The 12,587-nt window shown below is 48.4% G+C and carries 10 protein-coding genes; 8 read left to right on the forward strand and 2 right to left on the reverse strand.

Annotated features, from left to right (window positions below):
* Nucleotides 1-15 precede the first annotated feature (15 nt).
* Nucleotides 16-1,191 carry an NAD(P)-dependent malic enzyme gene (locus V144x_RS15970; RefSeq protein ID WP_144986120.1) on the reverse strand — a complete coding sequence of 392 codons (1,176 nt, stop codon included), beginning with the start codon at nucleotides 1,189-1,191 and terminating at the stop codon, nucleotides 16-18.
* Between the two features lie 24 nt (nucleotides 1,192-1,215).
* Nucleotides 1,216-2,574 carry an NADP-specific glutamate dehydrogenase gene (gene gdhA / locus V144x_RS15975; RefSeq protein WP_144986121.1) on the reverse strand — a complete coding sequence of 453 codons (1,359 nt, stop codon included), beginning with the start codon at nucleotides 2,572-2,574 and terminating at the stop codon, nucleotides 1,216-1,218.
* A gap of 641 nt (nucleotides 2,575-3,215) precedes the next feature.
* Here gdhA and V144x_RS15980 point away from each other — a divergent pair.
* The 8 genes from V144x_RS15980 (at nucleotide 3,216) to V144x_RS16015 (ending at nucleotide 12,514) form a co-directional block, all read left to right on the forward strand.
* Nucleotides 3,216-3,983, forward strand: coding sequence for a TVP38/TMEM64 family protein (locus tag V144x_RS15980; RefSeq protein ID WP_144986122.1), 768 nt, complete (start codon nucleotides 3,216-3,218; stop codon nucleotides 3,981-3,983).
* Nucleotides 3,984-4,045: 62 nt separating this feature from the next.
* A complete protein-coding gene (locus V144x_RS15985; RefSeq protein WP_144990953.1) occupies nucleotides 4,046-5,599 on the forward strand; it encodes a mercuric reductase in 1,554 nt (517 codons plus the stop codon).
* Between the two features lie 53 nt (nucleotides 5,600-5,652).
* Entirely contained in the window at nucleotides 5,653-6,318 is a 666-nt protein-coding gene (locus tag V144x_RS15990; protein WP_144986123.1) for a DUF6796 family protein, read from the forward strand.
* Between the two features lie 51 nt (nucleotides 6,319-6,369).
* The gene (locus tag V144x_RS15995) at nucleotides 6,370-8,061 is read left to right on the forward strand and encodes an FG-GAP repeat domain-containing protein (RefSeq protein WP_144986124.1); all 1,692 of its coding nucleotides are present in this window, start codon (nucleotides 6,370-6,372) and stop codon (nucleotides 8,059-8,061) included.
* Between the two features lie 35 nt (nucleotides 8,062-8,096).
* A complete protein-coding gene (locus tag V144x_RS16000) occupies nucleotides 8,097-8,471 on the forward strand; it encodes a hypothetical protein (protein ID WP_144986125.1) in 375 nt (124 codons plus the stop codon).
* 232 nt (nucleotides 8,472-8,703) lie between these two features.
* Nucleotides 8,704-10,104 (forward strand): DUF1501 domain-containing protein, encoded by a 1,401-nt coding sequence (locus V144x_RS16005; protein WP_144986126.1) that lies wholly within the window; start codon nucleotides 8,704-8,706, stop codon nucleotides 10,102-10,104.
* 121 nt (nucleotides 10,105-10,225) lie between these two features.
* On the forward strand, nucleotides 10,226-11,143 hold the full coding sequence (locus V144x_RS16010; RefSeq protein ID WP_144986127.1) for an alpha/beta hydrolase: 918 nt from the start codon (nucleotides 10,226-10,228) through the stop codon (nucleotides 11,141-11,143).
* A 138-nt stretch (nucleotides 11,144-11,281) separates the two neighbouring features.
* The gene (locus V144x_RS16015) at nucleotides 11,282-12,514 is read left to right on the forward strand and encodes a carbohydrate porin (RefSeq protein ID WP_144986128.1); all 1,233 of its coding nucleotides are present in this window, start codon (nucleotides 11,282-11,284) and stop codon (nucleotides 12,512-12,514) included.
* The last annotated feature ends 73 nt before the right edge of the window (nucleotides 12,515-12,587 follow it).

The following is a 12,587-nucleotide window of genomic DNA, read 5'->3' on the forward strand; positions in this document are numbered from 1 at the left end:
AACGCCACCATTTTTTCAGAACAGACTGGCAGCCTTAGCGACAGCATCAGCCACTTGAGGTGCGACACTCCGATCTAACGGATCGGGTAAGACGCGGTCTGGAGTCGGATCAGTCGTCGCGTCAGCCAGGGCATGCGCCGCAGCAATTTTCATTTCTTCCGTAATCGCAGGAGCGCAAGCATCCAAAGCACCTCGAAAAATTCCCGGAAACGCCAGGACATTATTGATCTGGTTGGGAAAATCACTGCGTCCGGTTCCCACCACGGCTGCACCACCTTGTTTCGCGTCTTCGGGCATAATCTCAGGAATAGGGTTAGCCATCGCCAACACAATCGAATCTTTTGCCATTTTTGAAACGTCATCGACTGAAAGTAAGTTCCCTTTGCTCACGCCGATGAACACATCTGCTCCCACAAGCATTTCCTGTAGTGTCCCCACTCGATCCTTGCGATTCGTATACCGCAACAATTCCTGTTTGTATTCTGCGAGATCAGAACGGTCTTTATGAATTGCCCCCTTTGAATCACACACAACAACATCGTTGACCGACACACAGACTTCTGTACTATGACCAACACATCGCAAGAGACGCGCGATTGCCGTCCCCGCAGCACCAGCTCCATTAATGACGACTTTCAGTTTTGTGAGATCGCGATCTAATACTTTCGCAGCGTTGATCAATGCCGCGAGAAGTACAATCGCCGTTCCGTGCTGATCATCATGAAAAACGGGAATGCCGATCTCCTGTAACCGCCTTTCGATCTCGAAGCACCGGGGAGCCGAGAAATCTTCGAGATTGATTCCACCAAAAACGGGAGCGATTTGTTTGACTGTCGTCACAATTTCGTCAACATGCTGCGTATCTAAACAGATTGGCCAGGCATCGATGTTGGCGAACTCTTTGAATAACAGTGCCTTACCTTCCATAACCGGAATTGCTGCATGCGGACCAATATTTCCCAGCCCGAGTACTGCAGAGCCGTCACTCACTACGGCAACACTATTATGCTTGATCGTCAGCTCGCGCGACTTGCTTTGATCCTTTGCAATGACCTCACATGGTCGTGCGACACCCGGTGTATAAGCCAATGATAAATCATCGCGGTTGCTGATCGGCATCTTTCCCATGACACCAATTTTTCCACGTAACTGTTCATGAACAATAAGACTCCGCTCAAAAAAGTCCGTCATAATTTTAAGAGTTCCTTCAGTTGTTTATACGGCACCGTAAGCGAGCATGGCTTCTGCCACTTTGACAAACCCGGCAATGTTTGCACCATCTACATAGTTGACGATCTCTGACTTCGCTTTGCTGCCATATGTGACACACTGTGCATGAATTTCACGCATAATTGTCTTGAGGCGTTCATCAACTTCTTCACGACTCCAAGAAAGTCTCAAGGCATTCTGACTTTGTTCTAATCCTGATACGGCGACCCCTCCCGCATTCGCAGCTTTAGCTGGAGCATAAAGGATTCCCGCTTTCACAAACGCATGAACCCCCTCTAACTCGGTTGGCATGTTCGCCCCTTCACAAACAGCCTTGACACCATTGGCAAGGAGAGTGCGTGCTTCATCACCACTCACTTCATTCTGCGTGGCACAAGGCATCGCCACATCAACGGGTACACTCCATGGACGTTTTCCTTCGTGAAAACTGGCCGACTTGAATTTCTCTGCATATTCATTTATTCGCCCCCGTCGAACTTCTTTAAGATCTTTAACGAAGGCGATCTTTTCCGCATCAATTCCATCAGGATCGTGAATAAACCCTGACGAATCCGAAAGCGTGAGTACTTTTGCTCCTAACTCAACAGACTTCTCTGCAGCATAAATCGCGACATTACCCGAACCTGAAATCCCCACAGTCTTTCCACGAATGCTCTCGCCGACATGGTTAAACATGTCCTCACAAAAATAGACACAACCATATCCTGTCGCTTCCGTTCGAACCAGACTACCACCAAAGGCAAGTCCTTTACCGGTAAGTGTTCCTACAAATCGATTTTCGAGGCGTTTATACTGACCAAACAAGTAACTAATTTCTCGCGCTCCCACTCCAATATCACCCGCAGGAACGTCTGTGTCTTCGCCAATGTGCCGATGCAATTCCGTCATGAGTGATTGACAGAATCGCATCACTTCGTTGTTACTCTTTCCTTTAGGATTGAAATTCGAGCCTCCCTTGGCACCGCCCATTGGTAACCCGGTGAGACTGTTCTTGAAGGTCTGTTCAAAGCCCAAAAATTTAAGCACACTCTGCGTAACATTTGTGTGAAATCTCATCCCCCCCTTATAGGGGCCGATCGAATTGTTGAATTGCACACGCCACGCTCGGTTGGCCCGGATTCGATTTTGATCGTCTTCCCAGGTGACTCGAAAAATGACAATACGATCTGGTTCCGTCATTCGCTCCAATATTTGCGCTTCCTGGTATTGAGGGTGCTCCAGTACAAAGGGGACAACACTTTCTGCAAATTCACGAACCGCCTGATGAAACTCGGGCTCTCCCGGATTTCGTTTAACTAACCCTGACATAAAATCATCGACACTTTGACAGTTTTCTAATTCCATTTCACTGATCCTTTTGAGTATTTTATGCGGAGTTCGAAATGATTCCGAAAAATGGGACGGCTCAGAGTAGCACAACTTACAAAAGAAATCAAAAACAGATTCTTCTTGATAATAATCACTCTCCTCAGAATTTCTCATGAACGTTGCAGCAAAACTCAGATAGCCATGCTCACTCAATCGAGGAGAAACCTGTGAAACATGCGTCTCGTGTTCAAAAAACGAAATCATACTGAGGGATTCGCTGCAGAATGGACCAGGAGCAGTCTGGTTTTGAACGTGACAAATGGAGATTGGCAGGCCAACCATAGTATTCTGCATTCTCAGAAGAACAATTTCTTTGCAATAGATTTAGTAATTTGAGTTTGAGTTGATTGGTCTTTTTCACTAGAGTTGTCGCAAGAATTGCTGTCCAAGAGACTAGTAGGGGCGAAAATCGAATTTTCAAAGTAGGTCCAGACAGAAGAAAACAAACAAAAACAGGGGATTTTCAATAAATTTGAAGGCGATCAACAGCGAATGAAAAAAACTGACATGTTTTTTGTAAGGAATCTGAGAGTATCCCGACATACTCATAGAACTCACTAAAAGCAGATGTTACATAGGGCCAAGCAGTCCCATTTCAGCAACGAGGAACCAGACCGATGACACAGGAACCAGAGCAACAGGCTTCATCAGGAATCGCAAAGAAACTGGTTGTCTTGCTAGTTGTCGCAGGTCTGATCGTCATCGCCTACACACAATTCGGCAGTGCGCTCACCCTGGAAAGCCTGGCACAGCAGGAATCTCAGCTGATAAGTTTCCAAAAAGAAAACCCCGTTCTGGTCTATGGTGTCGCCTTCTTGATCTATGTTTTGGTGACGGGGCTTTCCTTGCCAGGTGCGGCTGTTTTGACACTTGTGTTTGGCTGGTATTTTGGCCTGTTGCGAGGTTTTCTATTAGTCAGTTTCGCATCCACAGCCGGGGCAACGCTGGCCTTTTTATTAAGTCGGTTCCTGTTTCGCAATGCCATCCAGAAACGATTTGGTGAGCGGCTTGCCAGCTTCAATCAGGCCCTCGAAAAAGAAGGACCTTTTTTTCTCTTCACATTACGACTGATACCCGCAGTTCCTTTTTTTGTGATCAATGCCGTCATGGGTTTGACTCCCATCCGCACCATTACGTTCTGGTGGGTCAGTCAACTGGGCATGTTGGCGGGAACCTTCGTGTATGTGTATGCCGGCTCCAGCGTTCCCAATTTACAAACTCTCGCTGAAAAAGGGATCAACGCCGTCTTTACCCCAAGTCAACTTACCCAAATCATAGTGGCCTTTGTGCTGCTCGGCATTTTTCCTCTCATCGTCAGATTCACTATGAAATTTCTCAATCGATCAAAGGTGCAACCTGAAACTGAAAATGGTGCTGTAACATAAAATCAATCCCGAAGAAGAAATCATTCGATATGAGTACCACAACTTCCCAAAAGAGGAACATGATGAGCGAACACGAATTAGTCCAGCTTTTACCTAAAGATGAGCATAATCAACAACTCGAAGCGAACGTCCATCCGCCAGTCTGGACCAATCCTACACCAGCGGGTAGATACAACCTCGTTGTTATCGGAGCAGGAACAGCTGGTCTTGTCTCTGCCGCGGGTGCGGCAGGCTTGGGCGCACGTGTGGCATTAATCGAACGTGAGTTAATGGGGGGTGATTGTCTGAACGTAGGCTGCGTTCCCTCCAAAGGTGTGATTCGTGCTGCTCGCGTGGCTGCATCCGTTCGCGATGCCAAGCCGTTCGGTGTGAATGTTCCTGAAGGTACCGAGGTCGACTTTGGAAAAGCGATGGAACGCATGCGTCGTCTTCGCGCAAAAATTAGTCCCAATGATTCTGCAGATCGATTCAAGGACTTGGGTATCGATGTATTTTTCGGACAAGGGGCGTTCGTTGATGACAATACGATCACCGTTACACGCGCCGATGGTTCTGTATCACAACTGCAATTTAAGAAAGCAGTCATCGCCGCCGGAGCACGCGCCTCGGCTCCCCCGATTCCCGGTCTCGACTCAGTAGAATATTTAACGAACGAAAATCTCTTCTCACTGACAGAACTTCCCAAACGCTTCGGAATTATAGGCAGTGGTCCGATCGGAAGTGAAATGGCACAGTCGTTTGCCAGATTTGGAAGTGAAGTCTTTCTCTTCGAACGTTCCGAACATATCCTGCCACGTGAAGATTCTGACGCGGCGGCTGTTGTCCAGAAGCAATTCGAGCATGACGGCATCAAGCTGATGTTTAATAGCCAGGATATGCAAATCAGCCGTTCTCAAGATAACAAAATCTGTGTCACGGTGACTCAAAATGGTGAGAAAAGCGACACGATTGTCGATCAATTGCTCGTCGCAGTGGGTCGTGCACCGAATACTGATGGCTTGAATCTGGAAGCGGTGAATGTCAAGTTCGATCGTACCGGTGTTGAAGTGAATGACAATTTGCAGACTTCGAATCCACGTATCTTCGCTGCGGGTGATGTCTGTTCGAAGTATAAATTCACGCACGCCGCAGATTTTCAAGCTCGCATTGTCATCCAGAATGCACTATTCGCTATGGGACCGTTCGGTAAAAAGAAAGCCAGTGATTTGATCATTCCCTGGGCCACGTACACTTCGCCCGAGATAGCACATGTCGGCATGTACGAACATGATGCAAAAGAAGCAGGCGTTGAAATTGACACCTATCTTCAAGAATTCAGCGACGTCGATCGTGCGATCCTGGAAGGCCAGGACGACGGATTCGTCAAAGTCCACACCAAAAAAGGGACAGATCAAATCGTGGGGGCGACCATCGTTGCTGAAAATGCAGGTGATATGATCTCAGAAATCACGGTGGCGATGAATAATGGCCTCGGTCTGTCCAAGATAGGGGGCACGATTCACCCCTATCCCACACAGGCTGAAGCGATTCGCAAGCTAGGCGATCAATATAGCCGAACCCGACTAACCCCTTTTATCAAATCCATGTTTAAGAAATGGCTGTCCTGGACTCGATAATTGACAACTGGGCGAGTCAATCCATTGATTTCAACAGGTTCAAGAACAGTACCATGCAATTAAACCTCAAACTGACAGCCGCATGTGGATTGCTGGCCGCCATCCTGGTAGGGACAGGCGAGTTCTTGATTCACTTTGACCCTCTGGCAAGATTCAGCGAAACCAGCTATGACTTCATGCTGGATACTTCTGAATCGCGGCTGACAGCAGGTCACTTCTTCGCCATGATCGGAATTCCCTTTTATTTCCTTGGTTCGTGGCACATTTATCAGATGCTCCGCCCGGCCAATAACAAACTTGCCTTTGCCGCCTTTCTGATTGCCGCCTATGGTTTCATATTCGGTGCCGTCTGGATGGGTTCTCGTGCCAGTATTGGTTCTCTGGTTCACCACGGTGATCTGATTGAAGGCACAAAGCTGGTCGAGCTGTATCAACTCCGATATGAAACACTGCTGCAAGTCATCCGCATGACCACTTTGGTTTTGTCTGGAATCTACGTCTACCTCGTGTTGACTGGTAAAACGCGCTATCCCAGGTGGATGGCAGCCGTGAACCCGATCGTACTGATTCTTTTGAGTTTTCTGATCTATGCAATCAACAAGAACATTGGTATATACATCATGCCCATTGCATTGAATGTCGCCTTTGCAATCTTCTTCACCTGTTCGCTACTGTTTGGTGATACTCGTCAACGACTGACAAACGAATCACAGAGCTAACTTCCATCAAATGTGTTTCCAAAAGACACAAGACAAATCGGAGCTAACCCAATGAATGAACCTGCAAAAGAAGAGACGGCAAAAGTCGAAGCACCACCAAAGAAAAAGTCGCGTAAAAAATATCTGCTCCTGCTGTTACTCATTCCCTTAGCTGCCGTTTTATTCATCGCAATTCGGTTCAAACTGGATGCAAATATTCCCTATGACGTTTCCACCGCTGGCATCACAATTCCCAAGTTCACGGAATCGGATATCGATTTCACTCACGTTTACAAAAAGGACACCGCAATTCAATCTACCGGGGGCGCGGTGATCAATGTTGACAATCAGGGTGCAGAAGAGCTGTTCCTTGGTGGTGGAGAAGGGCAGTCCGATGTGATCTTTCGATTTGTCGATGGTGCGTTCAAAGACATCACAGCAGAGACGGGATACGAGAAAGAGAGTCAAGAAGCGACCATGAGTGCAATCGCGCTCGACGTCGACGAGAACGGCTTTGATGACTTAATTGTCACAACATCGAGTGACATCTATCTCTATAAGAATGATGGGGGCAAGTTCACGCGGCAGAAGCTCGATGCGAAAATGGCCGAAGACACCACTCCTTTTTCCGTTGCAGTGGCAGACATCAATCGTGACGGCCATTTTGATATGTATGTCTCGGGTTATATTCGCAAGGAATTGATTGAAGGCCTGAATATCTTCAATCAGGAAGGTTATGGCGGCACCAGCGCCTTATTCATTAATAACGGCGATGATACATTCACCGACAAAACCAAAGAATCGGGTTTGTATTACAAGCACAATACATTTCAGGGAGTCTTCATCGATGTGGATCAGGACGGTCTTGAAGACTTAATTGTAGCCCATGATACCGGCCAGGTACGCACCTGGAAGAATCTGGGTAACATGAAGTTTGAGAATATTCCCAACCCGAATTCCGAAGTCTATAGTTATCCTATGGGAATTGCAGTTTCAGACTACGACAACGATGGATTAGTCGACTTCTTTTTCTCGAACACCGGCACCACTGCCCCCGCATTTATGGCAAGCGGTGACCTGCGTGCGGATCAGGTTTACTATCCCAAATGGATCATGTTCCACAATGAAGGCGATTTCAAATTTACTGACTCCGCCGAAAAAGTGAAGCTTGCGGATTATGAATTTTCCTGGGGTGCTGTGTTTGAAGATTTTAATCTCGACGGTCGACCTGATCTGGTTGTCTCAGAAAACTTCGTTGACTTGCCGCCTCACAAAGTCCCCTTCCTGCGGCTGCCGGGACGTTTCATGCTGCAAAATATCACGGGTGAGTTTGCGGCAGTTGGCAAGGAGGCAGGCGTGGTGAATAAACGATATAGCATCTCGCCTGTAACAGCCGACTTCAACCTGGACGGAGTTCCTGATCTCGTACATGTCAATCTGGCAGGAAATTCAAAAGCATTCATCAGTAATCAGGGATCAAAGAACTTGATCAAAGTCCAGCTACCCAATAATGTGCGATCTGTGGGTGCAATGGTCAAGGCTACATTGTCCGATGGTCGCGTTTTACATCGCCCCTTCGTAAAGGGAGAAGGGCTCTGTGCAGACTCCACCCCGATCATCACAATCGGTACCGATGGTGCTGATGTCACCGACGTAGAAGTCAAATTTCTAACGGGTGAAACAGTGAAGGGGGATGTTGGAGAGGCAGGTAGTACGGTTATCATCGCCGCGCCTGCTCCAGTGAAAGAGCCATCAGAAAAATAACAGGTCCAGGTCACAACAAGTATGAGGTGCCGAAGATGATAAGGATCATGTTATTGGGCCTGGTCCTTTTCGGCATGTGGAGTAGTGGAACGCTCTCATGGCGGCAATTCCATTCCGGTGAAGCGTGCCCCATTCTCGATCTGGTTCCTGTTTGTTATCTGGTTTTCACTGGTTATTTGACGATGCTGTGTGCCATCATACTTCGTACCTGGAGACCATTGTTCTATTGGCTCTTTTGGGTAGGACTTTTCATGGTAGGAGTCTTGGCTCTAATCGGTTCTGTTTTCGAATTCATAAAAGGCCCTATCTGTCCTCGCACTTTTGGATGGATACCAATGTGTTACCTGTCATTGGTTTTCAGTCTCTTGATTGCGCTCCTCAATGTACTTGTAACGCGCAGCAAAAAATGATTCTCTCTATCCAATCAAATCCTGACTCCCACTCCTAAAAATGTATCGACCATAAGAATCACAGCACAGCTTGATTCTCTACTTGCGGTGGTGTGAAGACCAGGGTACAATAAAATTTAAGAAAGTTTCGAAATCCAATATGACGGTATTTCAAGACTTTTTCTGATACCGCGTTTGATGAACTCCCACCATGTTTTCTCCTTCCGAAATCCAGTGAGTCAAAGGTATTACCATGAAACCCAGTCAAAGCATCTTTTGTCCCGGTCCCATGTCGCGGCGGAGCTTTTTTGAAGCAGGCTATCTGGCATTAGGCGGGTTAGGTCTGTCGGATCTGCTGCTCAGGCGCGCAATGGCAAAGGCCACAAACACGCAGCCAACCGGCAATGATGATACCGCTGTCATTTTCATTTGGTTACTGGGTGGGCCGAGTCATATGGAAACCTATGATATGAAGCCCGACGCCCCGAGTGATTATCGGGGGCAGTTGAATCCGATTGCAACGAGTGCGCCCGGAATCGATATTTGCGAACTGTTACCCAAACATGCGAAGGTGGCAGATCGGTTTTCGATCATTCGTTCCATTTCACACGAAGATTCGCAACACGCGCGCGGCTCCGTTCGTTTCTTAAGTGGTCGTAAAACACAAAGCGTCAGTCCTATATCAGAATTCCCCACAGTGGGTCCCATCGTTTCCCGGATGCGTGAGCATCGCCGCGTGGGTGTCCCGAATTATGTGGCCAGTTCAGCTCGCGCTTACGGTGGGGGCAGTGCCTATCTAGGTGAATCTGCAATGCCTTTTGTCGTCGGAGGCAACCCGGGTGCATCAGGTTATACTGTGCCAAATCTGTCACTCTCAAACGGCTTAAAAGAGCGACTGGATGATCGCGTGCACTTGTTAAAGTCGTTCGATCACTTTCGCCGAGACGTCGATCTGAAAGGTTCGATGGAATCAATGGATGAAATCAACCAGCAGGCATTGAGCCTGTTGACGAGTGATAAAGCGCGCGAGGCCTTTGACCTGTCACGTGAAAGCGACGCCACTCGTGATCGTTATGGACGCCACAAATGGGGACAACGTGCTTTACTAGCCAGACGCCTGGTGGAAGCCGGCAGCAGTTTTGTGACCATGTATATGAACAATCCGGATGTACCAGGCACACAAAAAAATCGGATTCATGGCAACTGGGATATCCACGCCATCAATGGTGATCTGTATTATGATCTGGGAGTTCGATTGCCTCATTTTGACAGTGCGGTCTCTGCATTGATTGAAGATCTCTATGACCGGGGACTCGACAAAAAAGTGATGCTGATTGTTTCGGGAGAGTTTGGGCGTACTCCACGCATCACCGTCCAACCGGGTACCCGCAGCAAAGTCATGCAACCGGGACGCGATCACTGGCCCGGCGCGATGTCGGTACTGGTTTCAGGCGGTGGGGCTCCCATGGGGCAGGTGATTGGTTCGACTACCTCCAAAGGAGAATACGCCAAAGACAACAAACTCGATCCGAACGATCTCCTCTCGACGATCTATCGATTCCTGGGAATCGACCAACATCACGAGTTCCTCGACCGCAGTGGCCGTCCCATGCCCATTCTTCCCCACGGAACCCCGATCCGGGAACTAAGCTAACCTTTCGAGAAACCACAAACTTGGGTACGCTCTATAGCAGAAAGACTCAACTGCACGCATCATGCAAAAGATGTCGGCACGTTGACAACAAAGATCATGCTTAAACACGGAAAGAGTTTCGATGAAAGCGCGCTACACTCTTAGTCTGCTGTTGTTGATGGTACCGCTCACTGTTCCTGCTCGAAGTTTTGGTGAGGAAGCAATTCAGCGCATCAATGATATTGAATATGCAAAGGTGGGAAACCATGCCTTGTTGTTGGATCTGTATCTACCTCAAGCGAAAACAAAACCGCCGCTCCTGGTCTGGATTCATGGCGGTGCCTGGCGGGCAGGGTCCAAATCCAACATGCCTTTAATGCAGCTCGTTAAAAATGGATTTGCGATTGCCAGCGTCGATTACCGTCTCTCACCTGTGGCAAAATTTCCTGCTCAAATTCATGACATCAAAGCAGCGATCCGTTTCCTGCGAGGCTCGGAATCAAAATATGGTTATAATGCCCGCAAGATCGGAATCCTCGGTTCGTCAGCCGGCGGGCATCTTGTGGCGTTAATGGGTGTGACCAACGGTCACCCACAACTTGAAGGTGATCTCGGTGACTTCGATCAGGAATCTTCGCGTGTCGAAGCGATTGTCGATTATTACGGCCCGACAAATTTCATGACCATTCTCACGCAGTCCACGCCGCACGGACTGAGTGTGCGTGTCCCAGCCTTGCAGCTACTGCTCGGCGATGATCCCCACAATCAACCGAAGTTGGCCCGACTGGCCAGTCCTGTGTTTCATGTCGATGCCAAAGATCCGCCGCTGCTGATCATCCACGGCGATCAGGACCCGCAAGTCCCCATCAATCAATCTCACGAACTGTATGGTGCCTACAAAAAGCACAAAAGAGATGTGACATTCGAAGTCATCCACGGCGGAGCCCATGGCGGTCCGGAATTTTACGACGCCGCTCGAATCAAGCTGGTCGAAGACTTTCTGCGAAAAAATCTTACTGACAAAATAGCCCCTGTAGACAACATCCAGCAGGGCAAATAAAGGAAAACAAGCCGTTTAGCTTAACCCAGTTTCGCTAATCTGCCAGACTGGATCATCCCCATCGAATATGCCGATTAAGGTAGAGAACGCTACATTTTTCTCTGGCATCTCATTTGTAGCGGTAACGGGGAGTGGACAGTGCGGTTTCAAAATATCTTCCAGCAGATTCTCTTGATTCTGGCTTTATCCCTGATTCAGACAGCCGGTCAGGTGTGGGCGCAGGAAGAAACAACAATCGAACCGCCGGAACGAATCGTCACTGAAGATTTCTCGACAGAAGCAACCGACACGCGGCTGCTGAGTCCCTGGCTGAACACCGAAAACGGATTCACCGCAACCCCTGTCTATTTTGGTGAAGTCTTCACCAATGCACATGGCGGAATCGGTACAAAACACGCGACACAATACGAAGGCCTGCTCGATCTTGCGCTCAGCTTTGATTTTCAGAAAATGGAACTCCCGATTCCCGGTCGCGCGACGATCCTGTTTGAAAATACACATGGCCGGGGGCTGAATCCTTATGTCGGTGCCACACAGATCACCAGCAATATTGACTCGCTCGATAATATCACTCAGATCAGCGAACTCTGGTGGGAACTCGATCTGTTTGACGAAGCGGTCACGTTCCGTATCGGCAGGCAGGACTTAAGCACGGAATTTATTAGTATGGAAACAGCCAGTGATTTTATCAACTCCGCATTCGGTCTCTCTCCCTCAGCCGGTCTCCCTTCATTTCCGGCTCCCAGTTCGGCAGCGATGGCAATGATTAATCTTAGTCCCTCTCTCAAATTCAGAACTGGGGTCTGGGATGCATTTCGCACTGATGAAAGGGGGACGTTCTCACAAAATGGTTCGATCCTGTTCATTTCAGAATTCGAATATCGTTATACCATGTCACAAAATCAACTCCCCGGCATCATCTCATTTGGCATGACCTACGAAACTCCGGGTGAGATCCCCGATGGCGTAATCCCCCGCGCGTTCGGTTATTATCTTCAGATCGAACAAATGATATATCGCGAAGCCGACAGCACGGACGACAATCCACAGGGACTTTCCCTCTTCGCTCAACATTATCCTACCAACACCGATGGAAGGTCTCCCTTTCCCGAGATCCCCGAAGATGGTCTCGCCGGCATCGTCTACAGGGGACTGCTCCGCGGCCGTGATGAAGATGTGGCGGGGGCCGGGCTGGGCTGGGTCAAACTCACCGAAGGAGGCACCGACGAGGAGTTCATGGTGGAACTGTTTTACAAAGCAAAAATCAATTCAACGTTGAGCGTTCAACCCGACATCCAATACATCAACACTCCCTCCGGAATCTACCCCAATGCACTCGTAGTCGGCCTCCGTGTTCAACTTGATCTATAAGCCAACACAGCAACAAAAGTTGTGATTGGTTTTTAATCAATGCAAAACAAGGATCTTGATTCGCAGGCTACGG

Source organism: Gimesia aquarii (genome assembly GCF_007748195.1).
GTDB classification, from domain to species: domain Bacteria; phylum Planctomycetota; class Planctomycetia; order Planctomycetales; family Planctomycetaceae; genus Gimesia; species Gimesia aquarii.

Excerpts from the sequence above, each read along its gene's own strand:
- V144x_RS15990 (WP_144986123.1), top strand. The coding sequence starts at position 5,653 with ATGCAATTAAACCTCAAACTGACAGCCGCATGTGGATTGCTGGCCGCC.
- V144x_RS15995 (WP_144986124.1), top strand. The coding sequence starts at position 6,370 with ATGAATGAACCTGCAAAAGAAGAGACGGCAAAAGTCGAAGCACCACCA.
- V144x_RS15970 (WP_144986120.1), bottom strand. The coding sequence starts at position 1,191 with ATGACGGACTTTTTTGAGCGGAGTCTTATTGTTCATGAACAGTTACGT.
- V144x_RS16005 (WP_144986126.1), top strand. The coding sequence starts at position 8,704 with ATGAAACCCAGTCAAAGCATCTTTTGTCCCGGTCCCATGTCGCGGCGG.
- V144x_RS15980 (WP_144986122.1), top strand. The coding sequence starts at position 3,216 with ATGACACAGGAACCAGAGCAACAGGCTTCATCAGGAATCGCAAAGAAA.
- gdhA (WP_144986121.1), bottom strand. The coding sequence starts at position 2,574 with ATGGAATTAGAAAACTGTCAAAGTGTCGATGATTTTATGTCAGGGTTA.
- V144x_RS16000 (WP_144986125.1), top strand. The coding sequence starts at position 8,097 with ATGATAAGGATCATGTTATTGGGCCTGGTCCTTTTCGGCATGTGGAGT.
- V144x_RS16010 (WP_144986127.1), top strand. The coding sequence starts at position 10,226 with ATGAAAGCGCGCTACACTCTTAGTCTGCTGTTGTTGATGGTACCGCTC.
- V144x_RS15985 (WP_144990953.1), top strand. The coding sequence starts at position 4,046 with ATGAGCGAACACGAATTAGTCCAGCTTTTACCTAAAGATGAGCATAAT.